We start from the raw sequence: 23623 nt of genomic DNA, 5'->3' as shown, positions 1-23623 counted from the left end.
GATTGAGTGAGCTTGAGAGGGGGCTGCTGCGCAGCCCAGCGGGAGCAAGCTCCCTCGCCACAAAAGCCCAAAAACTCAAAAGCCCAAAAGCTCAAAAGCCCAAAAGCCCAAAAGCCCAAAAGCTCAAAAGCTCAAAAGCTCAAAAAGGCCTGTGTTCAAGCTACAAAAAAGGCGACACCCGCCAAGGTGTCGCCTTTTTCATTGCCGCCGGTTGGGCTTAATCCGGCAGCTTGTAGGCAATCACATAATCACCCTGCTTGGTCCCCAGGGAGCCATGACCACCCGCAACGACCAGCACATATTGCTTGCCGTCCTTGCCAGTGTAGGTCATCGGCGTGGTCTGGGCCCCCGCTGGCAGGCGACCTTCCCACAGTTGCTTGCCGTTTTTCACGTCATAGGCACGCAGGTACTGGTCGAGGGTGCCGCTGAGGAACGCCAGGCCGCTGGCAGTGGTGAAGGTGCCGCCCAGGCTCGGTACGCCCATGCTCAGCGGGATCGGTACCGGCGAGCTGTCACGCACGGTGCCGTTCTTGTGTTTCCACAAGGTCTTGTTGTTGGTCAGGTCCACCGCCGCCACATAACCCCAGGCCGGCGCCTGGCAAGGCAGGCCCATCGGCGAGAGCAGCGCTTCGAGGATCACCCCATACGGCGCGCCTTTGTTCGGCTGTACGCCTTCGGTTTCGCTCTTGCGCCCCGGACCGCCAGCCACTTCGGCTGCCGGCACCAATTTGGACTTGAACGCCATGTAGCTCGGGTTGACGAAGGCGATCTGGCGCACCGGGTCCACCGAAATACCGCCCCAGTCGAACACACCAAAGTTACCCGGGTAAACGATTGAGCCTTGCAGCGACGGCGGCGTGAACATGCCCTCATAACGCAGCGACTTGAAGTCGATCCGGCAGAGCATCTGGTCGAACGGGGTCACGCCCCACATGTCGCGTTCCTTGAGGACCGGCGGCACGAAGTTCAGGTCGGACATCGGTTGGGTCGGCGAGGTGTGGTCACCTTCCACCGCGCCTTGGGGCACCGGGATTTCCTTGATCGGGATGATCGGCTGGCCATTGCTGCGGTCCAGCACGTAGATGCTGCCCTGCTTGGTCGACGCCAATACAGCGGGTTTCACACCATCGGCGGTCTTCATGTCCATCAGGGTCGGTTGACCGCCGACGTCCATGTCCCATAGGTCGTGGTGGGTGAACTGGAAGTACCAGCGCACCTTGCCGGTGGCGATGTCCAGGGCGGTCAGTCCAGCTGAATATTTTTCCGATTCCGGCGTACGGAAACCACCAAACTGGTCGGGGGTCTGGTTGCCCATCGGCAGGTAGAGCATGCCGAGTTTTTCATCGACGCTGAACATGGACCACATGTTCGGCGAATTGCGGGTGTAGGTCTTGCCCTCGGCAATCGGCGCGGTGTCGTCCGGGTTGCCGCTGTCCCAGTTCCACACCAGCTTGCCGGTGTGCACGTCGTAGGCACGGATCACACCGCTTGGCTCGTCGGTGGAGACGTTATCGGTGACGTGGCCGCCGATCACCACCAGGTTCTGGGTGACCGCCGGTGGCGACGTGGAGTAGTAACCGCCGGCCGTGAAACCGCCGATGTTGGCAGTCAGGTCAACCTGGCCCTTGTCGCCGAAGTCTTCGCACATCTTGCCGGTGTCGGCGTTGAGGGCGATGAGGCGGGTGTCGGCGGTCGGCAGGAAGATCCGCCGCGGGCAGACGGTGCTGACGGGCGTGGTGCTGGCGGCGCCGGTCGGGCTCTGCTCGGCAGAGGCGTACGCGGCGTCATCGTGATAGGTCACGCCACGGCAGGTCATGTGGGCCCAACCCTTGAAGTTCTCCGCTTTTTGCGTGGAAAGCTTCGGATCGAAACGCCAGATTTCCTTGCCGGTTTCAGGTTCCAGGGCAATCACCTGGCTGTGGGGCGTGCACACATAAAGCATGCCGTTGACCTTCAGCGGGGTGTTTTCAGCGGTGGTCTCGCCAGGGTCGTTCGGCCCTGGCAGGTCGCCGGTACGATAGGTCCAGGCCGGCACCAGTTTGCTGACGTTCTCGGGGGTGATCTGCGCCAGCGGCGAATAGCGATCGCCATGGGCACTGCGCCCGTAGGAGTTCCAGTCGCCGTCCGGCATGGCCGGTGCGGTGTTGGCCATACCCGGCACGCTGTCACGATCCAGTTGGCCCTTGATCTCACCTGGGTTGGTGAACTGGCTGGCGAGGGCGGCGACACCGGCGATGACCACGGCGGCGCCCAATGCGCGGGTTCCGGTGGCCGAGGCATCGGCGGTCAACAGCGGGCGGCGGAACCACGGCAGCAACATGACGATGCCCAGGGCAAACAACAGCGCCAGGCGCGGCACCAGTTGCCACCAATCCAGGCCCACTTCCCACAACGCCCACACGGTGCTGGCGAACAGCACCAGCGCGTACAGGCCCAGGGCCGCGCGGCGGGCCATGATCAGCAGCACGCCAGTCAACGCCAGGCCGATACCGGCCAGCAGGTAATACCACGAGCCGCCAAGCGTGCTCAGCTTGACTCCCCCGGCCAACAGGGCCAGGCCCATCAATAGAAGCAGAATGCCGAGCAAACTCGGTAGCAGACGGCTTCGACTCAAAGCACCCTCAGTGCTCATAGTGTGTTTCTCCGTGACGTTTTAAGGAGTTCCGCGCAAGTAGTCACTGTAGATGACGATCTTGCAGGGGCATGGTTCAGTTGAAAAAAGGCAAATTCGGTTGCCGCGATCCCTTGTGGGAGCGAGCTTGCTCGCGATGCGGTGTGTCAGCCGGCTTCAATGTTGAATGTGCAATCGTTATCGCGAGCAAGCTCGCTCCTACAGAAATCCTGAAAGACAGCGCTGTCTTTCAAAATCTGAACACTGGGCGTTCTTTGATCTTTCAGCAGGATTGAGCTGGACGCAGAGACTTCGGCACGCCAGAAGAAGCGTTTCAGCAAGCGGGCAAGGATAATGTCCTGTTCTCAATAGAGAAAGGGCTTTTGCTGACATGAATCATCTCGGATTCGGTAACAGTGCGCTGGGCGCTGGCGGCCATGATGAAGGCTATGCTTCCACCAAAGGGGCACCTCGGCTAAGGTGCGCGGCTTTACACCTTTACCGCGAAGACCTCCCATGACCGAACCCAACAACAACCCGCTGCACGGCGTGACGCTGGAGCAGATTCTCAATGCCCTGGTGCAGCACTATGAATGGTCGGGGCTGGCCGAGCGCATCGACATCCGTTGCTTCAAGAGCGACCCGAGCATCAAGTCGAGCCTGACCTTCCTGCGCAAGACGCCATGGGCGCGGGAGAAAGTCGAGCGCCTGTACATCAAGTTGATGCGCACCAAGCGGCCGGTCTGAGCCGTGGGCAGTGATCAGGGTCGTCACCTCACGCTGCGACAGCGTTTTGTCTCGGTGACGGCACTGCTGGGCTGGGTGGGATTGAGCATCCAGTTGTATCTGATCCTGCTGGGTCGTTGGAAACTGGACGCGAGCCTGTTGGGCGGGCTGGTGAGTTTCTTCAGTTTCTTCACGGTCCTGACCAACACCCTGGTGGCCGTGGTGTTGACCTGGGAACTGACCCCTGGCGAATCGGCGGCCCGGCGCTGGTTCCTGCTGCCCAGTGTGCGCAGCGGCATCGCCGTGAGCATCGCCCTGGTCGGGCTGGCCTACAACCTGCTGCTGCGCCACCTCTGGCAACCCGAAGGTTGGCAGTTCGTAGCCGACGAGTTGCTGCACGACGTGGTGCCCTTGCTGTACATCGCCTATTGGTGGCTGTGGGTGCCCAAAGGTACCTTGCGCCTGGGCCACATCGGGCTGTGGGTAATCTACCCCTTGGTGTATTTCGCCTATGTCCTGCTGCGCGGGGATCTATTGGCGGCTTATCCCTACCCTTTCATCGATGTGGCGAACCTGGGTTATCCGCAGGTGTTCATCAATGCTGGGGGGATATTGCTGGGGTTTGTCGGGATTGCGCTGGTGGTGGTGGGGTTGGATCGGTGGGTTGGACGACGATCGACTAAAGCCTTGTGAGATGCCCTTGTGGCGAGGGAGCTTGCTCCCGCTGGGCTGCGCAGCAGCCCCCCCTTGGATCTGCCAGGCGCACCGAGTTGTCAGTGCGTTATTGGGGCTGCTTCACGCCCAGCGGGAGCAAGCTCCCTCGCCACAGGTTTTTGTGTTCGCAAGTGGACATCACCGCCTGGCCGGCAACATCCACACCAACCCACTGGCCTTGGCCCGTTCATGACACAACGCCAAAACCCCACGGCGTTCCTCGTTGTCCATCCGGCTCCAACGGGTGATCTCCGCCACGGTGCGCTGGCAACCGGTGCAGATGTCTTCATCGTCCAGCGCACAGATGTTCACGCAGGGCGAAGGCACCGGGCGTTCAGGGGCGCTCATGGTTCCTGCTCGAACAGGTCGCGGGCGTAGCGCTGGGAATTGTGCACATAGTGCGCCGCACTGGCCTCGAGCATTTTCTTCTGGGCCTCGGTCAGTTCACGCACCACCTTGCCGGGCGAGCCCATCACCAGCGAACCGTCGGAAATTTCCTTGCCCTCGCCGATCAGCGAGTTGGCGCCGATGATGCAATTCTTGCCGATCTTCGCGCCGTTGAGAATCACCGCGTTGATGCCGATGAGGCTGTAGTCGCCCACCGTACAGCCATGGAGCATGGCGTTGTGGCCGATGGTCACGCCGGTGCCGATGGTCAGCGGATAGCCCATGTCGGTGTGCATCACCGTGCCGTCCTGCACGTTGCTGTTCTTGCCGATCAGGATCAGTTCGTTGTCACCGCGCAGCACGGCGTTGAACCAGACGTTGGCGCCCTCTTCGAGGCGGACCTTGCCCACCAGCGTGGCGTTGGGCGCAACCCAGCTCTGTGGGTGGGTTTCGACACGGGCATCGCCCAGGCGATATTTCATGAGAGTCCTCGGGGCGTCAGGTATTGATGAAACTCTTGGGCGGTTTGTGCAGGTCGATTTCGGCGTCGTACAGCAGGTTGACCAATTCGACGATCATGATCGCCGTCAGTCCCCAGATCTTGTATTCGCCAAAGCGATAACTGGGCACGTACCAACTGTGGCCCTGGTAATCGATGCGGTGCGTGTGTTCGCGTGGGTCCTTGCGGAAAAACTCCAGCGGCACGCTGAATACCGCAGCGATCTCGGCATCGTTGGCCTGGTATTCGACGTAGTCCGGAATCACTCCGACATAAGGCGTGACCTTGATGCCGTGCAACGAGATCAGCGGGCTGAGGGGGCCAATCACTTCCACCAGGCCGGGCGGCAGGCCGATTTCTTCCTCGGCTTCGCGCAAGGCGGTGAAGATCAGGTCCGGGTCTTCCGGGTCGCGGCGCCCGCCGGGGAACGCCACCTCGCCGCCATGGGTCGAGAGCCCGCTGGCGCGCAGGGTCAGTACCAGCTCCGGTTCATCGCTGCGGGTAATCGGCACCAGCACCGCGGCTTCAGGGAAACGTCGGTCAGCCTGCAGATCGTGCGGGGTATGGTTGCTTACTCGATGCAGTAGCTCGTCCAGCATGAGACTTCTCGATTTATTCGCTACCTTGCATCATGCACCAATCGTTCAAGCGGCCCAACCCCCGCACCGCGTCGTGTCGCGAAACGACAACTTGCCGCACCGGCCCACGCACGCCAAGATAGGCGCAGCATTCAGGAATCCAAGCATGAAATTCTGCAGCCAGTGCGGTAACCCGGTGACCCAGCGCATACCCGAAGGCGACTCGCGCCTGCGTTTTGTTTGCGACACCTGCCACACCATCCATTACCAGAACCCCAATATCGTGGCCGGTTGCGTACCGACCTGGGGCAGTAAAGTCTTGTTGTGCCGACGCGCCATCGAGCCAAGGCGTGGTTACTGGACGCTGCCGGCGGGCTTCATGGAAAACGGCGAGACGGTCGAACAGGCCGCCGTACGCGAAACCGCCGAGGAAGCCTGCGCCCGTGTGCGAAATTTGAGCATCTATACGCTGATTGACGTACCGCATATCAGCCAGGTACATGTATTCTTCCGCGCCGAACTGGTGGATGAGGATTTCGCCGCCGGGCCCGAGAGCCTGGAAGTGAAGCTGTTCGAAGAAGCGGATATTCCCTGGAATGAACTGGCGTTCCGCACGGTGGGCCGCACCCTGGAATATTTCTATGCGGACCGCCGGGCCGAAGATTACCCGGTGCGATCCGAATCGATCCCGCCACTGGCCCAGCCTGCCAATACATAAAAAACCCATTAATAGCCGCGACACCTCTAGGGATATCGTTTCAATGCGCTGGTTGCTTGTCCTGTTCTGCTTGTCGTTCACCGCTGTGTCCCAGGCTTCCGCGCCGGGAACCTACAACGGCAAGACCATCGAAAAAGTACTGGTGCTCAAGTCCGCCCATCAATTGCAATTGATCAACGACGGCAAGCCGCTCAAGACCTATCGCATCTCCCTGGGCAAGGGCGCCAAGAAAGGCCCCAAGCTGATCGAAGGCGACAAGCGCACCCCCGAGGGTTTCTACTGGATCGACTGGCGCAAGACCAGCGACCGCTTCTACCTGTCGATGCACATTTCCTACCCCAACATCACCGACGCCGCCCGCGCCCGCCGTGAAGGCGTGGAACCGGGGGGCATGATCATGATCCACGGCACGCCGGATTCGGAAGAGAACCCTGAGCAGTTGTTCCATACGCTGGACTGGACTGATGGCTGCATCGCCATGCGCAATGTGGATATGCGCGAGGTTTGGAACCTAGTGCCGGATGGCACCATGATCGAGATTCGTCCATAGCCCCGAAGCAGCTCCTGTGGCGAGGGAGCTTGCTCCCGCTGGGCTGCGCAGCAGACCCAAGGCAGGCAACTCAATTTGCCTGACACATCGCGCTGTCAGGTTTTGGGGCCGCTTCGCGCTGTCGGAAACTTCGGTGCGTCTGACAGACCGCTATCTCTGTGGCGAGGGGATTTATCCCCGTTGGGCTGCGCAGCAGCCCCAAAGCAGTCAACTCAAATTTACCTGACACACCGTGTTGCCGGAATCAGGGCCGCTTCGCGCCCCAACGGGGATAAATCCCCTCACCACAAGGGACGGTGTCGATCTCACATCTTGCTACAAGTCCCGGAAGCGGAGCGCAACCGCCTTATCAGCTTTGATCTACCCTCAAAACTGATGCGGTGGCGCGACGCCCCGCAGAATTCATAGTGAGACGTGTCACGTCGAAGCATAGGCAGTCATGACGTATGTGATTCGACAGGGCTTCACCGTTCCAGATGGACATCAAATCATGACAACTCATAACAGTTTTATACGGACGACCGCGGTGGTGGCGGTGGCGTTGGCGGGTGTTTGGCAGTCGGGGGCCGATGCGTGGGGGGCCGGGGCGCCTGCGGAGGGTAAAGAGGAGCCGTGGTATCAAGCCTGGCTTCAGGTTACGGCGGATCCGAGCGTGGATATCCAAAAAACTACACCCTGGTTGCGCTGGCGTACCGACATGGACACGCTCTATCGGGGAGATACGACGGGTCAGGGCCTCGATGCCTTCGAGAAGGGGCTGTTGCCCAAAGCTGTGGGCGTCCCTGAGAACGAATGGATATACAACTGGATCACCCACGCGAGCGGAAGCGAGGGAACGGTGTTCAGCAGTACAACGCGCAGCCTGGCCTGGGCCCAAAACTATGCCAAAGAATGGGTGTACGAGTTCACTGCCCCCCACGGAATCGATCAGGTGCCATCGGGGGGGCCCTTTCCAAGAGACCAGGAAATCAGCTTCCCGGGCGGGGTCAAGGGGCACTTCATCAAACAGGCCTGTCACAAAGACGATCTTGCCAAATGCAGGCCGAACCCAAACTACCGAGCCCCCACCGGCCGCGAGTCGATGCAGGACGTCGCCGCGATTTCCATCAATTGGAGCCGGCTGACGCCTCCAGAGGGGCTGGCATGGGTAACGACCAAACAATCCCTTTGGGCCGTCGGCTCTACGACGATCAACCCCGTGCAGGGAGCGGATGCGCTTAGCAACGGGCTACGGGGCTGGAACTCTTTGCCACCAAGTTTGAGATCGGCGCGCTGGCTGGAGGACTCCACGGCCCGATCGCTCGTTGTAGCGTTTCGCGATTATAGCGAAGCCAAGCTCTGGGCAACCCAGGAAGCAAAAAATGGCGGCTGGGTATATGAGGTCAGGCCCAACAGCGTGGCGGTTGATTTGTCGATACCTAGCGCTGGCTCGCGTGAAGGCGCCTACGCGTTCATCGGCGGCATCAAAGGCGGCCTATTGATGAACGCCCGCCGTTTCGAGAAAGGCGTGAGCCAACCGGTCGAGTGCATTGGCATCGAAAAAGAAGCGTGCCGGCTTGAGAACCTCCACCAATAGTTTTCAAGGGAGGAATCCCCTCGCCACAAAACACCATCCCCCGTGGCGAGGGAGCTTGCTCCCGCTGGGCTGCGCAGCAGACCCAAGGCAGGCAACTCAATTTGCCTGACACATCGAGGTGTCAGGGTTTGGGGCCGCTTCGCGCCCCAGCGGGAGCAAGTTCCCTCGCCACAAGGGGTGATGTCAGCTGACATATTTGTGTACGCCACGAACCCACTGTGGGAGCGAGCTTGCTCGCGATGAGGCCGGCACTTATTGCATCAAGTCCGAAGCTCTGCCCGGTCCAGGCACTTGTTCGCCAACAAAGCCCCCAACTCAATCATCTGCGCCACCCCCAACGCCACATGCCGCCGCGAGCCTTCCAGGTCGAAGGCAAGGTCGCTGAGCATTGCGTTGGCTGATGCCAGGGTTTCGCTGAGGTTGGCTAACAGGGCTTCGGTATCGACACTGTCCACTACCGTGAACAATTGCGCCGGCTTGGCTTCTGATGCGCTGTCTTCAGGCTTGAGGTAATGGTCCATCGCGCGGTCGGCCGCTTCTTTCAGTCTTTCGGGAGCGTAATCGCCGTAGGGGAACGTGGATGCGGGTTTTGGAGGGTTTGGGGTTTCTTTGATCATGTGCAGCTCCTGTGGCAATGGAGCCACCACCATTCCGCGGTCAAACAAAAAAGTGGCAGCTGTACACGGGTTGACCGACCGGATCACAGGAAAACCCGGCACGCCCGAAGACGTCCCGCGCACAGCCGCCGCGACACGATACCTCAGACGAAAGAAAAACGCCTGAGCTAGGTCTTGGGACGCTGATGCTCCTTGTGAGTTCGGACGGTCAAATCCGGTCGCTGAATTGGCAGCGACACCCAAAGGCTAGAGCCCGCGCTTCCGAGGGACAACCTTAAAAACTTGTCGGAAACTTCGGTGCGTCTGACAGACCGCAATTTCTGTGGCGAGGGGATTTATCCCCGCTGGGCTGCGCAGCAGACCCAAGGCAGTCAACTCAATTTGCCTGACACACCGCGCTGTCAGGTTTTAGGGCCGCTTCGCGCCCCAGCGGGGATAAATCCCCTCGCCACAAAACACCATTCCCGTGGCGAGGGAGCTTGCTCCCGCTGGGCTGCGCAGCAGACCCCAAGGCAGTTAACTCAATTTGCCTGACACACCGCGCTGTCAGGTTTTAGGGCCGCTTCGCGCCCCAGCGGGGCGGTGCGACGTTTCGCTAAATCCCCTCGCCAAAACACCATCCCCTGTGGCGAGGGAGCTTGCTCCCGCTGGGCTGCGCAGCAGACCCAAGGCAGTCAGCTCAATTGGCCTGACACACCGCGTTGTCAGGTTTTGGGGCCGCTTCGCGCCCCAGCGGGAGCAAGCTCCCTCGCCACAACAGCCCGTTAGCCCAAGGCTCGGGTGACCGCCCGTCAGCATCGAAAAATAAAATCAAAAAATCGCAAAATCAGAAATTACCTACAGATGAATACCAGTTCACCCAGCGACCGTTGTCGCAGGCTGCGATCTTTGCTTTCGAACCCCCAACCTCTAATACCACTTCAATCCCACCCCACCAAAACCCTTCAATAACCCCTCTAAATCCAGGGCATGCGGCGTTGACATGGTATTCAAGTGGTATTAGTTTCCACCTCACTTACCGGGCGACAAACAACTCAATAACCGCATCGGACACCCACATGAACGACATCCTGGCCCTGCGCCCCGACGACACCCAACCCACGCCGCTGTACCTGCAATTGGCGCGTAACCTGGAGACGGCGATTCATGCCGGCCAGTGGAAAGCCGAGCAGGCTATGCCGTCCGAGCGCAGCTTGAGCGAGCAACTGGGCATTTCCCGGGTGACCGCGCGCAAGGCGTTGGAAGTGTTGTTCGAACAAGGATTGATCCGCCGTAACCAGGGTTCGGGGACGTTCATCACCCCGCGCCTGGAACAGCCGCTGTCACGCCTCAGTGGCTTCAGCGAGATGCTGCGGCTCAAAGGCTTCGTGCCCGGGTCCCAATGGCTGGAACGGGACATCACCCCGCCAACCCACGAAGAACTGATCCGCCTGGGCCTGTCGCCCACCGACAAAGTCGCGCGGCTCAAGCGCTTGCGCAAGGCCGACGACACGGTCATGGCCATCGAGATGAGCACCCTGCCCGCCTCGATCATTCCCAAGCCACAGGCAGTGGGCGATTCGCTCTATGAATTTCTCGACAGCATCGGCAAGCCGGTGGTGCGCGCCCTGCAACACATCCAGGCCATCAACGCCTCGGACGAGTTCGCCGCCCTGGTGGGCATCGCCCCCGGCACCGCCATGTTGCTGATGACCCGGGTCGGCTACCTGGAAGACAACACTCCCATCGAAGTCACCGACACCTATTGCCGCAACGACTACTACGACTTTGTCGCAGAGCTGCGGCGCTAGACGACTAGAGAGTCCCCATGTCCGAAGACAATATCCTCACCGCCAATGGCTGGGTTCGCGGCCGCCTGATCCATGCGCACGGCAAAGTCGTGTCCATCGAAGGCCAGCCTTGCGACCCGGCCAGCAACGACCTGCCCTACCTGCTGCCCGGTTTCATCGACCTGCACGTCCACGGCGGTGGCGGCAAGGACATCATGCAAGGCGCCTCGGCGTTCGAAACCATCGCCCGCACCCACGTGCGCTTCGGCACGACCGCGCTGCTGGCCACCACCATGACCGCGCCCAGCGAAGAAATCGCCAGCGTGCTGCAGGCCCTCGGCGAGTTCTGTGAACAACGCCCGAACGGCAGCGCCCGAGTCCTGGGCGTGCATTTGGAAGGCCCTTACATCAACCCCGGAAAACTCGGCGCGCAACCGAATTTCGCCCACACCGCGCTGATGGCCGAGGTGGAGAGTTACCTGGCCCTGGCGCCGATCCGCGTGATTACCATCGCCCCGGAAATCGCCGGTCACGATGCCTTGATCCGCGCCCTCAGCGCCCGGGGCGTGCGCATGCAGATCGGTCATACCCTGGGCAGTTATGAAGAAGGCGTCGCGGCGTTGGCCGCCGGGGCCAGCAGTTTCACCCATTTGTATAACGCCATGAGCCCGTTGCATCACCGCGAGCCAGGCATCGTCGGCGCGGCGCTGGCCCATGCTCAATATGCCGAGTTAATTCCGGACTTGCTCCACGTACACCCCGGTGCGATGCGCGTGGCCTTGCGTTCGATTCCGTGCCTGTATTGCGTCACCGACTCCACCGCCGCCGCGGGCATGCCCGATGGCGAATACAAGCTGGGTAGCCACACCGTGACCAAGTGCCTGGGCGGCGTGCGCCTGGCCGATGGCACGCTGGCCGGCAGTACCCTGACCATGGACCAGGCCCTGCGCAACCTGGTGAAAATCGGTCTGCCCCTCGCCGAAGCCTCCCAGCGCCTGTCCCAGTTTCCCGCCGACTACCTCGGCCTGCCCGAGCGCGGCCGCTTGCAACCCGGCGCCTGGGCCGACTGCGTGCGCCTTGACCGCTCCCTGACCCTGACCGACGTGATGGTCGAAGGAGAAGCCATTGACTTCCAAAATGCTTGAAGAGGCCTTGGCCTCGTGGGAAGCCGTCGAGCGCCAGTTGCAGCAACTGGACCCGGCCCTCGAGGAAATCGCCGGACGCCTGCGCCGTCAGCCACCGCAAGTGGCGATGACCGTCGCCCGTGGCAGTTCCGACCACGCCGCCAGCTATTTCGCCTACCTCACCATGCAGCAACTGGGCATCCCGGTGGCCTCGTTGCCGATGTCGGTGGTGACCATGCAACAGGCGCCGCTGAAGGTCAGTGGCCAGGTAGCATTCGCGTTTTCCCAATCGGGCCAGAGCCCGGACCTGGTGAACAGCCTGCGCCTGTTGCGCAAGCGCGGCGCCTTGAGCGTGGCCCTGGTCAACGCCACCGATTCGCCCCTGGAAGCCGCCTGTGAATTCAGCGTGCCGCTGTGTGCCGGCGTCGAAAACAGCGTCGCCGCCACCAAGAGTTTCATCGCCACCCTCAGCGCCAGTGCGCGGCTGGTGGCGCACTGGAAGGACGACGCCGAGTTGCTGGAAGCCGGCAGCGCCCTGCCCGAAGGTTTGCAAGAGGCCGCCCGCCAGGATTGGCGTGCTGCCGTCGAGGCCCTGCGCGATTGCCAGCGGTTGATGGTCATTGGCCGTGGCGCCGGATTCGCCATCGCCCAGGAAGCGGCGCTCAAATTCAAGGAAACCTCGGCGATCCAGGCCGAAGCCTTCAGCAGTGCCGAGGTTCGTCATGGGCCGATGGCGCTGATCGATGAAAACTACCCGTTGCTGGTGTTTGCCCCTCGCGGTGCCGAGCAGGCCGGCGTGTTGAGCCTGGCCGCCGACATGCGCCAGCGCGGCGCCCGGGTGTTGCTGGCGGCGCCGGATGACATCGCCGAACGCGACCTGACGCTGACCCGCGCCGAACACCCGTCCCTGGACCCGATCCTGGCGATCCAGAGCTTTTATGGGATGGCCGCGAGCCTGGCCGTGGCCCGAGGCCTGGATCCGGACCAGCCACGGTACTTGAGCAAGGTCACCCGTACGCACTGAACCGACGGTTTTCTTTTTATAGAGAGTCTGATGAGAGCGCCCCATGCCCAACAATAATAAAGAGCTGACCCTCAGCGCCCCGCTCAGCGGCCCGGTGCTCACCCTCGCCAACGTCCCGGACGCGGTGTTCGCCAGCGGCGCCATGGGCGACGGGATCGCCATCGACCCGCTGAACGACACCCTCTACGCGCCCTGCGCTGGTGAAGTGATTCACGTCGCCCGCACTGGCCACGCCGTGACCCTGCGGGCCGACAACGGCGCCGAACTGTTGCTGCACCTGGGCCTGGACACGGTCGAGCTGCAGGGCGACGGGTTTTCCATGCTGGTCAAGGAAGGGGCGCGGGTCAGCAATGGTCAGCCGCTGCTGCGTTACGACGTGGACAAAGTGGCACTGCGCTGCAAGAGCCTGGTCAGCCTGTTGGTCATCACCAACGGCGAACACTTCCAGGCGCGGCCCATCACGCTCAAGGGGGTGAAGGTCGGCGAACCACTGCTGCATATCATCGCCAAGGCCCCGGGCGAAACGTCACACGATGACCAGGAGATCGGCCACGAAGTCTTCGGCCAGGTCCGCATCGCCCATCGCGGCGGCCTGCATGCCCGGCCGGCGGCGCTGATTCGCCAGACCGCCCAGGGCTTCAAGAGCCGCTCGCACCTGCATTTCCAAGGCAAGTCGGCCTCTTGCGACAGCGTGATGGGGATGATGGGCCTGGCCATCACCGAACAAGCGCAAGTGCACGTCAGTTGCCAGGGCAGCGATGCCGAGGCGGCGCTGCAAGCCTTGCTGGCGACCTTATCCACAGCCCTGGCGGAAGAAGCCCATGCCGTGGCGCCGGCCATCAAGCCGCAACGCCCTGCCGCCGAAAACGGTGTGCTCCATGGCGTGTGTGCCGCCCCCGGCCTGGTGACCGGGCCGCTGGTTCGGCTGAATGGCATTCAATTGCCCCAGGACACTGGCGGCCATGACGTCGAAGAGCAGCGACACCGCTTGGACAATGCCTTGGCTCAGGTCAGTGGCGAAATCCGCCTCACCCTGGAAAACGCCAAGGCCCGACGCCACCGCGACGAAGAAGCGATCTTCAGCGCTCATCTGGCGTTGCTCGAAGACCCAGTGTTGCTGGATGCCGCCTACCTCTTTATCGAACAAGGCAGCGCCGCGACCCACGCCTGGAGCCATTCCATCGATGGGCAATGCCAGGTGCTGCAACAACTGGGCAGCACATTGCTGGCCGAGCGCGCCAATGATTTGCGCGACCTGCGCCAACGGGTCCTGCGGGTGTTGCTGGGTGAGGCCTGGCAATTCGACGTGGCGCCCGGCGCCATCGTCGCCGCCCAGGAACTGACCCCGTCGGACCTGCTGCAACTCAGCGCCCAAGGCGTGGCCGGCGTGTGCATGGTCGAGGGCGGCGCAACCTCCCATGTGGCGATCCTGGCCCGGGGCAAAGGCTTGCCGTGCCTGGTGGCGCTGGGTGACGAGCTGCTTGCCCAGGCGCTGGGGCAAGGGGTGGTGCTGGATGCAGACGACGGTCGCCTCGAACTTAGGCCCAGCGCCGAGCGCCTGGCCCAGGTGCATCAAGAGCAGCTCTGGCAGACCAGCCGACGCGCCCAACAACAAGCGCTCGCCCACACCCCGGCCCAGACCCTTGACGGCGTCACCGTGGAAGTGGCGGCCAACGTCGCCTCCAGCGACGATGCAGCCCAGGCCTGGGCAAACGGTGCCGACGGTGTTGGCTTGCTGCGCACCGAATTTCTGTTCGTCGACCGTCATACCGCGCCCGACGAAGAGGAACAACGCCAGGCCTACCAAGCTGTGCTCGAGGCCATGGGCGACAAGCCGGTGATCATCCGCACCATCGACGTGGGCGGTGACAAGCAACTGGATTACCTGCCGCTGCCGACCGAAGCCAACCCGGTGCTGGGCCTGCGCGGCATTCGCCTGGCCCAGGTGCGACCGGATCTGCTGGACCAGCAACTGCGGGCCTTGCTGCAAACCCGTCCGCTGCGGCGCTGCCGGATCCTGTTGCCCATGGTCACCGAAGTCGACGAACTGCTGCACATCCGCCAACGCCTAGATGCCCTCGGCACCGAACTGGGCCTGGGCGAACGCCCGCAATTGGGAGTGATGATCGAAGTGCCGGCCGCCGCGTTGCTGGCCGAACAATTGGCCGAGCATGCGGACTTCCTGTCCATCGGCACCAACGACCTGTCGCAATACACCCTGGCCATGGACCGCGACCACGCCGGCCTCGCCGCCCGGGTCGATGCCCTGCACCCGGCGCTGCTGCGGCTGATCGCCCAGACCTGTGCCGGCGCGGCGAAACATGGTCGCTGGGTGGGTGTATGCGGCGCCCTGGCCTCCGATCCACTGGCGATGCCGGTGCTGATCGGGCTGGGTGTACGTGAACTGTCGGTCAGTCCGCCGCAGATCGGCGCAATCAAGGACCGCGTGCGGCACCTCGACGCCGCCCAGTGCGCCCGCCTCAGCGGCGAGCTGCTGAACCTGGGCAGTGCCGCCGCCGTGCGCCAGGCCTGTCATCAACACTGGCCCCTGGGCTGAGCCACGTCGAAGAACAATAAAGGGAGAGACGCCATGTACCAGCATTTCATCGAAGGACTGCAACGCCTAGGCCGGGCACTGATGCTGCCCATCGCGATCCTGCCCATCGCCGGCCTGTTGCTGCGCCTGGGCGACACCGACCTGTTGAACATCGCCATCATCCACGATGCCGGCCAGGCGATTTTTGCCAACCTGCCGCTGATCTTCTCCATCGGCATCGCCGTGGGCTTCGCCCGGGACAACAACGGGACGGCGGGGTTGGCCGGGGCCATCGGTTACCTGGTGATGATCGCGACCTTGAAGGTGCTCGATGCCAGCATCAACATGGGCATGCTCGCCGGGATCATCAGTGGCCTGCTGGCCGGCGCGCTGTACAACCGTTTCAAGGACATCAAGCTGCCGGAATACCTGGCGTTCTTCGGTGGTCGGCGCTTCGTGCCGATTGTCACCGGTTTCAGCGCCGTGGGCCTGGGGGTGGTGTTCGGTCTGATCTGGCCGCCGATCCAGCAGGGCATCAACAGTTTCGGCGCCTTGCTGATGGAAAGCGGCAGTTTCGGTGCCTTCGTGTTCGGCGTGTTCAACCGGCTGCTGATCGTCACCGGCCTGCACCACATCCTCAATAATATGGCCTGGTTCATCTTCGGCAGCTTCACCGATCCGCAAACCGGCGCGGTGGTCACCGGCGACCTGACCCGCTACTTTGCCGGCGACCCGAATAGCGGCCAGTTCATGACCGGCATGTTCCCGGTGATGCTCTTCGGCCTGCCCGCTGCGTGCCTGGCGATGTACCGCAATGCCCTGCCCCAGCGGCGCAAAGTCATGGGCGGGATCCTGCTGTCCATGGCGCTGACGTCGTTTCTCACGGGTGTCACCGAACCGATCGAGTTCGCCTTCATGTTCCTTGCGCCGCTGCTGTTCCTGTTGCATGCCTTGCTCACCGGGCTGTCGATGGCGATCACCGATTGGCTGAACATCCGCTTGGGCTTTACCTTCTCCGGCGGCTTCATCGACATGGTGCTCGGCTGGGGCAAGTCGAATAACGGCTGGCTGGTGGTGCCGGTGGGACTGGTCTATGCCGTGATCTATTACACGGTGTTCGACTTCTGCATTCGCCGCTTCGACCTGAAAACCCCAGGGCGTGAAGAAGTGCCCGCCGGTGACAAACCGGTCATCGCCCAGAACCAACGAGCCGGGGCCTACATCGAAGCACTCGGCGGTGCCGACAACCTGATCACCGTCGGCGCCTGCACCACTCGGCTGCGGTTGGACATGGTGGATCGCAACAAGGCCTCCGACGCGCAACTCAAGGCCCTGGGCGCCATGGCCGTGGTGCGTCCCGGCAATGGCGGGAGTTTGCAGGTGGTGGTCGGGCCGATGGCCGACAGCATCGCCGATGAAATCCGCCTGGCCCTGCCTTCCTCCGACCGCCCTGCCGCTGCGCCCGTGGCCACGGTGGTTGAACCGGTCACCGCGACCAGCGTGTCCGGGGTCGAAGCGCAACAGTGGCTGGATGCGCTGGGTGGCGGTGGCAATGTGTTGCAGCTCGATTGCGTGGCGATGAGCCGGTTGCGGGTGCGCCTGGCCGATGGCAAAAGACTGTCGGAAAGCGGCCTCAGGGCACTGGGATGCCAGGGGGTCAGCCCGTTGGAAGGCGGTGTCTGGCACCTGTTGCTGGGGGAGAAAGCGCCGGGGTTGTGGCAAGTGTTGGAGGGAATGGTGCTGAGCCGTCAGGCCGATGTGAAAGCCTAGTCCCCCAATCTCTGTGGTTCCGTTTACACCGGTGAATCGCTATCGCGAGCAAGCTCCCACAGAGAATTTGTGTTGTTCGGCCGGTGATCCACACCACTCTCTCTGGAAAAGTACAATCCCCGTGGCGAGGGAGCTTGCTCCCGCTGGGGTGCGAAGCAGCCCCTTGGATCTGCCAGACACACCGAGTTGCCAGAGTGTTATGGGGCTGCTGCGCAGCCCAGCGGGAGCAAGCTCCCTCGCCACAGGGTTCGTGTACATAGATAAATCGGCTTCAAATAGCGCCCAATAAAAAACCCGCTGATTCATCAGCGGGTTTTTCATTTCAACGGCCCGGGATCAAAAATCCTCCAACCGCCACACTTCATACGCCGGTGTCTCGTAGGGATGGCTCTGTTTCAACGCCTCCACTACCCCACGAATCAGCTCATCGGCTACGACAAGCTCCACTTTCCATTCCTCGACCTGCTCGACCTGCCCCGCCTCGCCGATGAACGGCTGGCTGCCGTCCAACGGGCGAAACTGGCCCAGGCCCAACACTTGCCAGGCACAGTGGTCATAGTCGCCGATTCGCCCGCCACCGGCAGCGAATACGGCGTTTTTGACCACGTCCAGATGGCTGGCCGGGACGAAGAAGCAGAGCTTGTACACCGTCTTAGTTCACCCAGACGCGCGCGTTGCGGAACATGCGCATCCAAGGTGCGTCCTCGTTCCAGTCGTCCGAACGCCACGAGTTCTGCACCGCGCGGAACACCCGCTCCGGGTGCGGCATCATGATCGTGACGCGGCCGTCGCGGCTGGTCAGGCCGGTGATCCCGCGCGGCGAGCCGTTCGGGTTGGCCGGGTAGGTTTCGGTGACCTTGCCGTGGTTGTCGACGAACCGCAGCGACACGCAACCGGACAGGTCCGCTTCGAGCAGCGCCTCTTCGCTTTCGAATTCCGCATGGCCTTCGCCGTGGGCGATGGCGATCGGCATGCGCGAACCGGCCATGCCCTGCAGGAAGATCGAGTTCGATTCCTGCACCTGGACCATCGCCACGCGCGCTTCGAACTGCTCGGAACGATTACGCACGAAGTGCGGCCAGAACTCGCTGCCCGGGATCAGTTCGTGCAGGTTGGACATCATCTGGCAACCGTTGCACACGCCGAGGGTGAAGCTGTCGGTACGTTCGAAGAAGCCCTGGAACGCATCGCGGGCACGGCTGTTGAACAGCGCCGACTTGGCCCAGCCCTCACCGGCACCCAGCACGTCACCGTAGGAGAAACCGCCACAAGCGACCATGCCCTTGAAGTCATTCAGGTCGACACGACCGGCCAGGATGTCGCTCATGTGCACGTCGATCGCGTTGAAACCGGCACGGTCGAATGCCGCCGCCATTTCCACCTGACCGTTGACGCCCTGCTCGCGCAGGACCGCCACTTGTGGGCGAATGCCTTTCTTGATGTAGGGCGCGGCCACGTCGTGGTTGACGTCGTAGCTGAGCTTGGCGCTCAGGCCCGGGTTGTCTTCTTCCAGCAGTGCATCGAATTCCTGCTCGGCGCAGTCGGCGTTGTCCCGCAGGCGCTGGATCTGGTAGCTGGTTTCCGCCCACTGGCGCTGCAACAGGCTGCGCTGGCCTTCGAAGACGGTGTCGCCGTTGAAGGTGATGTTGATGTGGGCGTTGTTGATCGGCTGGCCGATCACCGAAACGCAGTCGGCCAGGCCAGCCGCGCTGAACTGGGCGAGGATGTCCGGGGTGGCGTCCTGGCGAACCTGGATCACCGCGCCCAACTCTTCGTTGAACAGGATGGCCGGGATTTCGGCGCTGGACTCGGCCACGCTGTCGAGGGTCAGGCTCAGGCCGCAGTGACCGGCAAAGGCCATTTCCACCACGGTGGTCAGCAAGCCGCCGTCGGAACGGTCGTGATAGGCCAGCAGGTGACCATCGGCGTTGAGGCCCTGGATCACGGCGAAGAACGCTTTCAGGTCTTCGGCATCGTCGACGTCCGGCGCTTGCGAGCCGAGCTTGCCGTGCACCTGGGCCAGGATCGAGGCGCCCATGCGGTTTTGGCCACGGCCCAGATCGATCAGGATCAGATCGGTGGTGCCCTTGTCCATGCGCAGTTGCGGGGTCAGGGTCTGGCGGATGTCGGTGACCGGGGCGAAACCGGTCACGATCAGCGACAGCGGCGAGGTCACGCTCTTGTCCACGCCTTCGTCGCTCCAGCGCGTGGCCATGGACATGGAGTCCTTGCCCACCGGAATGGTGATGCCCAGCTCCGGGCACAGCTCCATGCCGACAGCCTTGACGGTGTCGTACAGGCGGGCGTCTTCACCCGGGTGACCGGCGGCAGACATCCAGTTGGCCGACAGCTTGATGTCGGAAATCTTGCCGATGCGCGAAGCCGCGATGTTGGTCAGGGTCTCGCCGATCGCCATGCGGCCCGACGCCGGGGCGTCCAGCAGCGCCAGCGGCGTACGCTCGCCCATCGCCATGGCTTCACCGGTGTAGACGTCGAAGCTGGTGGCGGTCACGGCCACGTCAGCCACCGGCACCTGCCATGGGCCGACCATCTGGTCACGGGCCACGAGGCCGGTGATGGTGCGGTCGCCGATGGTGATCAAAAAGCTTTTGCTCGCCACCGCCGGGTGATGCAGCACGCGCTCGATGGACTCGGCGAGGTCGAGAGTCGACGGATCGAAATCGTCCCCCAGCTCCGCTTCGCGAACGGCCGAACGGTGCATGCGCGGGGCTTTGCCCAGCAGCACTTCCAGCGGCATGTCCACCGGGCTGTTGCCGAAATGGCTGTCGGTGACGGTCAGTTGCGGCTCGGCGGTGGCTTCACCCACTACCGCGAACGGGCAACGCTCGCGCTCGCAAATGGCCTGGAAACGTTCGAAGTCGGCCGGACCGACCGCCAGGACGTAACGCTCCTGGGATTCGTTGCTCCAGATTTCGTGCGGGGCCATGCCCGGCTCGTCGTTCGGAATGTTGCGCAGTTCGAAGCGGCCACCACGGCCGCCGTCGTTGACCAGTTCCGGGAAGGCGTTGGACAGGCCGCCCGCGCCGACGTCGTGGATGAAGCTGATGGGGTTGTGTTCACCCAACTGCCAGCAACGGTCGATGACTTCCTGGCAACGGCGTTCCATTTCCGGGTTTTCCCGCTGGACCGACGCAAAGTCCAGGTCGGCCGAGCTGGTGCCGGTGGCCATGGAGGACGCGGCGCCGCCACCCAGGCCGATCAGCATGGCCGGGCCACCGAGGACGATCAGCTTGGAGCCGACCAGGATCTCGCCTTTCTGCACGTGGTCGGCGCGGATGTTGCCCATGCCGCCAGCCAACATGATCGGCTTGTGGTAACCACGGACTTCCTCACCGCGCGGGGTGGTGATGGACTGTTCGAAGGTACGGAAGTAACCGGTCAGGGCCGGACGGCCGAATTCGTTGTTGAACGCCGCGCCCCCCAGGGGGCCTTCGATCATGATGTCCAGGGCGTTGACGATGCGCTCAGGCTTGCCGTACGGCTTTTCCCACGGCTGTTCAAAACCCGGGATCTGCAGGTTCGACACGGTGAAGCCGGTCAGGCCGGCCTTGGGCTTGGCACCACGCCCGGTGGCGCCTTCGTCGCGGATCTCGCCACCGGAACCGGTGGACGCGCCCGGGAACGGGGCGATGGCGGTCGGGTGGTTGTGGGTCTCGACCTTCATGAGGATGTGCACCGGCTCCTGGACCGCACCGTACTGGCGGGTCTCAGGGTTCGGGTAGAAACGACCGGCAACGTTGCCGACGATCACCGCCGCGTTGTCCTTGTAGGCCGACAGCACACCTTCGTTATGCATCTGGTAGGTGTTCTTGATCATGCCGAACAGGCTTTTTTCCTGGCTCTGGCCGTCAATGTCCCAACTGGCGTTGAAGATCTTGTGGCGGCAATGCTCGGAGTTGGCCTGGGCGAACATCATCAGTTCGATGTCGTGAGGGTTGCGCTTCAAGCCCTGGAAAGCGTTGACCAGGTAATCGATCTCGTCTTCGGCCAGGGCCAGGCCCAGTTCGGCGTTGGCTTTTTCCAGCGCGGCACGGCCGCCGCCCAACACGTCGATGGCGGTCAGTGGCTTGGGTTCGGCGTGGCTGAACAGGCCGGCGGCCTGCTCCAGGGTGCCCAGCACGACCTGGGTCATGCGGTCATGCAGGCCGTCGGCGATCAGTTGGGCCTCGGCCTCGCTGAATTCACCGGCGACATAAAAGGCAATGCCGCGCTCCAGGCGCTGGACTTTCGCCAGGCCGCAGTTGCGGGCGATGTCGCTGGCCTTGCTCGACCACGGCGAAATGGTGCCGAAACGCGGCAGTACCAGGAACAGGCGACCGGCCGGCTCCTGGACAGGAACACTGGGACCGTACTTCAGAAGGCGCGCAAGCACCTGCTGTTCGTCGCCGGTCAAACCGCCGGTGACTTCGGCGAAGTGAGCGAATTCAGCATACAAGCCACTGACAGCCGGAACCTTCTGGCTCAGTTGCTCAAGGAGTTTGCTGTGGCGAAAGGCAGAAAGGGCAGGAGCGCCGCGCAGGATCAACATCTTCGGGACAGCCTCGGGAAGGGGGTGTGCTTTGAGGCCGTGCATTCTAGCCTAAACCGCCGGCAACGGCACCCGAAACGGCACGCGCAGTGCTGGCCGAATGTCGGTCTTTGCGTGCGCGACGGTATCGGACACCCGCGCCAAGGCTGCCGAAGAGATATTTTTCAGCGATGCAAAGCCCTGCGCGCCCCGGCCGGCCTGTGTTGCGGACATGTTTTGCAATGGCTAGCAGACTGGCCTTTTGCTGTCGAGATATGGCGGTAGGGGCCGTTTGCGTATACTGCGCAGATGTTTTCCCCAACGGCTTTGCGTCCGCGATATGCCAGATGGCTGATCGCAACCGGACTCTTCCTGGTGCTCAGTGGTTGTGTTGAGAAACCCAACACACTGGAGCGCGTAAAGGAGGATGGCGTGCTGCGGGTGGTTACCCGAAACAGCCCCGCCACCTACTTTGAGGATCGTAACGGTGAAACCGGCTTCGAGTACGAGCTGGTGAAGCGCTTCGCCGACGATTTGGGGGTGGAACTGAAGATAGAGACCGCCGACAACCTCGACGATCTGTTCAGCCAGATCGGCAAGCCCAACGGTCCGGTATTGGCGGCCGCGGGCCTGGTCAGCAGCGAACAGCGCAAGAAGCAGGTACGGTTTTCCCGCTCCTACCTGGAAGTCACCCCGCAGATCATCTACCGCAACGGCCAGTCACGCCCCACCGACGCCGCCGCTTTGGCCGGCAAAAAAATCATGGTGCTCAAGGGCAGCACTCACGCCGAACAACTGGCACAGCTTAAACAGCAATACCCGGGCATCGAATACGAAGAGTCCGACGCGGTTGAAGTGGTCGACCTGCTACGCATGGTGGATGAGGGCCAGATCGACCTGACCCTGGTGGACTCCAACGAAGTGGCGATGAACCAGGTGTACTTCCCCAACGTGCGCGTGGCGTTCGACCTGGGTGATGCCCGCAGCCAGAGTTGGGCGGTCGCCCCCGGTGAAGACAACAGCCTGCTCAACGAGATCAACAGCTACCTGGACAAAGTGCAGAAGAACGGCACCCTGCAGCGCCTCAAAGACCGCTATTACGGGCACGTCGATGTCCTCGGCTACATGGGCGCCACCACCTTCGCCCAGCATTTGCAGCAACGGCTGCCCAAATACGAACAGCACTTCAAGGCCTACGCCAAGAAAGAGAAAGTCGACTGGCGCCTGCTGGCCGCCATTGGCTATCAGGAATCGCTGTGGCAACCGGCGGTCACGTCCAAGACCGGCGTGCGCGGCCTGATGATGCTGACCCAGAACACCGCCCAGGCCATGGGCGTGTCCAACCGCCTGGATCCGAAGCAGAGCATCATGGGCGGCGCCAAGTACCTGGCCTACATGAAGGATCAACTGGACGAAAGCATCCAGGAGCCCGACCGCACCTGGTTCGCCCTCGCCGCCTATAACGTGGGCAGCGGTCACCTGGACGACGCCCGCAAACTGGCGGCCAAGGAAGGGCTGAACCCGAACAAGTGGCTGGATGTGAAGAAGATCCTGCCGCGCCTGTCGCAGAAACAGTGGTACAGCAAGACCCGCTATGGCTACGCCCGGGGCGGCGAGCCGGTGCATTTCGTGGCGAACATCCGTCGCTACTACGACATCCTGACCTGGGTGACGCAGCCGCAGCTCGAAGGCAACCAGGTGGCCGAGGGCAACCTGCACGTGCCGGGTGTCGACAAGAGCAAGCCTAACCAGGAAAGCCCGCAGCTCTGACAGCTGTACACCATCCCGATGCAGTGATGAGCCATTGTGGCGAGGGAGCTTGCTCCCGCTGGGGCGCGAAGCGGCCCTAGTAACTCCCTGGCAACCCGGTGTGTCTGGCAGATCCAAGAAGCTGCT

At 62.5% G+C, this 23623-nt stretch carries 19 protein-coding genes; 12 read left to right on the top strand and 7 right to left on the bottom strand.

The window, feature by feature from the left end; translation table 11 throughout:
- The coding region (locus tag BM300_RS31145) for a hypothetical protein (RefSeq protein ID WP_170862117.1) at positions 1-221 on the top strand (221 nt) is incomplete at its 5' end.
- On the opposite strand, the gene BM300_RS28405 is transcribed toward BM300_RS31145, so the two are convergent.
- Entirely contained in the window at positions 218-2632 is a 2415-nt protein-coding gene (locus tag BM300_RS28405) for a glucose/quinate/shikimate family membrane-bound PQQ-dependent dehydrogenase (protein WP_092345935.1), read from the bottom strand. The genes BM300_RS31145 and BM300_RS28405 overlap by 4 nt on opposite strands.
- 495 nt (positions 2633-3127) lie before the next feature.
- Between BM300_RS28405 and BM300_RS28400 the strand changes: the two genes are divergently transcribed.
- Together BM300_RS28400 and BM300_RS28395 are read left to right on the top strand one after the other, a co-directional pair.
- Entirely contained in the window at positions 3128-3358 is a 231-nt protein-coding gene (locus BM300_RS28400; protein WP_003205228.1) for a VF530 family protein, read from the top strand.
- Between the two features lie 3 nt (positions 3359-3361).
- Positions 3362-4030, top strand: a complete 669-nt coding sequence (locus BM300_RS28395; protein ID WP_092345937.1) for a Pr6Pr family membrane protein — start codon at positions 3362-3364, stop codon at positions 4028-4030.
- Between the two features lie 159 nt (positions 4031-4189).
- Here BM300_RS28395 and BM300_RS28390 read toward each other — a convergent pair whose 3' ends face one another.
- The 3 genes from BM300_RS28390 to BM300_RS28380 are packed head-to-tail and all read right to left on the bottom strand — an operon-like array spanning position 4190 to position 5536.
- Complete coding sequence (locus tag BM300_RS28390) at positions 4190-4399, bottom strand: DUF1289 domain-containing protein (protein WP_092345939.1); 210 nt, start codon at positions 4397-4399, stop codon at positions 4190-4192.
- The gene (locus tag BM300_RS28385) at positions 4396-4920 is read right to left on the bottom strand and encodes a gamma carbonic anhydrase family protein (protein WP_092345941.1); all 525 of its coding nucleotides are present in this window, start codon (positions 4918-4920) and stop codon (positions 4396-4398) included. Before BM300_RS28385 ends, BM300_RS28390 begins: the two co-directional genes overlap by 4 nt.
- A gap of 16 nt (positions 4921-4936) precedes the next feature.
- A complete protein-coding gene (locus BM300_RS28380; RefSeq protein ID WP_092146908.1) occupies positions 4937-5536 on the bottom strand; it encodes a CoA pyrophosphatase in 600 nt (199 codons plus the stop codon).
- Between the two features lie 145 nt (positions 5537-5681).
- Between BM300_RS28380 and BM300_RS28375 the strand changes: the two genes are divergently transcribed.
- The 3 genes from BM300_RS28375 to BM300_RS28365 all read left to right on the top strand — a co-directional run bounded on the left by BM300_RS28375 (position 5682) and on the right by BM300_RS28365 (position 8359).
- Positions 5682-6233: an NUDIX hydrolase gene (locus BM300_RS28375; RefSeq protein WP_092146906.1), complete on the top strand. Its 552-nt coding sequence runs from the start codon at positions 5682-5684 to the stop codon at positions 6231-6233.
- Positions 6234-6276: 43 nt separating this feature from the next.
- Positions 6277-6783 (top strand): L,D-transpeptidase family protein, encoded by a 507-nt coding sequence (locus BM300_RS28370; RefSeq protein WP_063324540.1) that lies wholly within the window; start codon positions 6277-6279, stop codon positions 6781-6783.
- 439 nt (positions 6784-7222) lie between these two features.
- A complete protein-coding gene (locus tag BM300_RS28365; RefSeq protein ID WP_139232397.1) occupies positions 7223-8359 on the top strand; it encodes a scabin-related ADP-ribosyltransferase in 1137 nt (378 codons plus the stop codon).
- A gap of 260 nt (positions 8360-8619) precedes the next feature.
- Here BM300_RS28365 and BM300_RS28360 read toward each other — a convergent pair whose 3' ends face one another.
- Positions 8620-8976 (bottom strand): DUF6124 family protein, encoded by a 357-nt coding sequence (locus BM300_RS28360; RefSeq protein ID WP_092464623.1) that lies wholly within the window; start codon positions 8974-8976, stop codon positions 8620-8622.
- A gap of 1058 nt (positions 8977-10034) precedes the next feature.
- Here BM300_RS28360 and BM300_RS28355 point away from each other — a divergent pair.
- Genes BM300_RS28355 through nagE form a run of 5 tightly spaced genes read left to right on the top strand, consistent with a single transcriptional unit; the run spans position 10035 to position 17199 of the window.
- Positions 10035-10766 (top strand): GntR family transcriptional regulator, encoded by a 732-nt coding sequence (locus BM300_RS28355; protein WP_092146894.1) that lies wholly within the window; start codon positions 10035-10037, stop codon positions 10764-10766.
- Positions 10767-10783: 17 nt separating this feature from the next.
- Positions 10784-11890, top strand: a complete 1107-nt coding sequence (nagA, locus tag BM300_RS28350) for an N-acetylglucosamine-6-phosphate deacetylase (RefSeq protein ID WP_092464621.1) — start codon at positions 10784-10786, stop codon at positions 11888-11890.
- Positions 11871-12893: an SIS domain-containing protein gene (locus BM300_RS28345; protein WP_092146890.1), complete on the top strand. Its 1023-nt coding sequence runs from the start codon at positions 11871-11873 to the stop codon at positions 12891-12893. The genes nagA and BM300_RS28345 overlap by 20 nt, the downstream gene beginning before the upstream one ends.
- 43 nt (positions 12894-12936) lie before the next feature.
- Positions 12937-15450, top strand: a complete 2514-nt coding sequence (gene ptsP, locus BM300_RS28340) for a phosphoenolpyruvate--protein phosphotransferase (RefSeq protein WP_092464619.1) — start codon at positions 12937-12939, stop codon at positions 15448-15450.
- A 33-nt stretch (positions 15451-15483) separates the two neighbouring features.
- Positions 15484-17199, top strand: coding sequence for an N-acetylglucosamine-specific PTS transporter subunit IIBC (gene nagE / locus BM300_RS28335; protein WP_092146886.1), 1716 nt, complete (start codon positions 15484-15486; stop codon positions 17197-17199).
- A gap of 336 nt (positions 17200-17535) precedes the next feature.
- Here the strand turns inward: nagE and BM300_RS28330 are convergent, their stop codons facing one another.
- Both BM300_RS28330 and purL read right to left on the bottom strand, forming a co-directional pair.
- Positions 17536-17847 carry a YqfO family protein gene (locus tag BM300_RS28330; RefSeq protein WP_092146884.1) on the bottom strand — a complete coding sequence of 104 codons (312 nt, stop codon included), beginning with the start codon at positions 17845-17847 and terminating at the stop codon, positions 17536-17538.
- Between the two features lie 4 nt (positions 17848-17851).
- Positions 17852-21748 carry a phosphoribosylformylglycinamidine synthase gene (purL, locus tag BM300_RS28325; protein ID WP_092464617.1) on the bottom strand — a complete coding sequence of 1299 codons (3897 nt, stop codon included), beginning with the start codon at positions 21746-21748 and terminating at the stop codon, positions 17852-17854.
- A gap of 288 nt (positions 21749-22036) precedes the next feature.
- On the opposite strand from purL, the gene mltF reads away from it, so the two are divergent.
- On the top strand, positions 22037-23497 hold the full coding sequence (mltF, locus tag BM300_RS28320) for a membrane-bound lytic murein transglycosylase MltF (protein WP_092146880.1): 1461 nt from the start codon (positions 22037-22039) through the stop codon (positions 23495-23497).
- The last annotated feature ends 126 nt before the right edge of the window (positions 23498-23623 follow it).

This window comes from Pseudomonas sp. NFACC46-3, assembly GCF_900114515.1.
Classification (GTDB): domain Bacteria; phylum Pseudomonadota; class Gammaproteobacteria; order Pseudomonadales; family Pseudomonadaceae; genus Aquipseudomonas; species Aquipseudomonas fluorescens_Q.
This window is presented reverse-complemented; position numbering and strand designations above follow the sequence as displayed.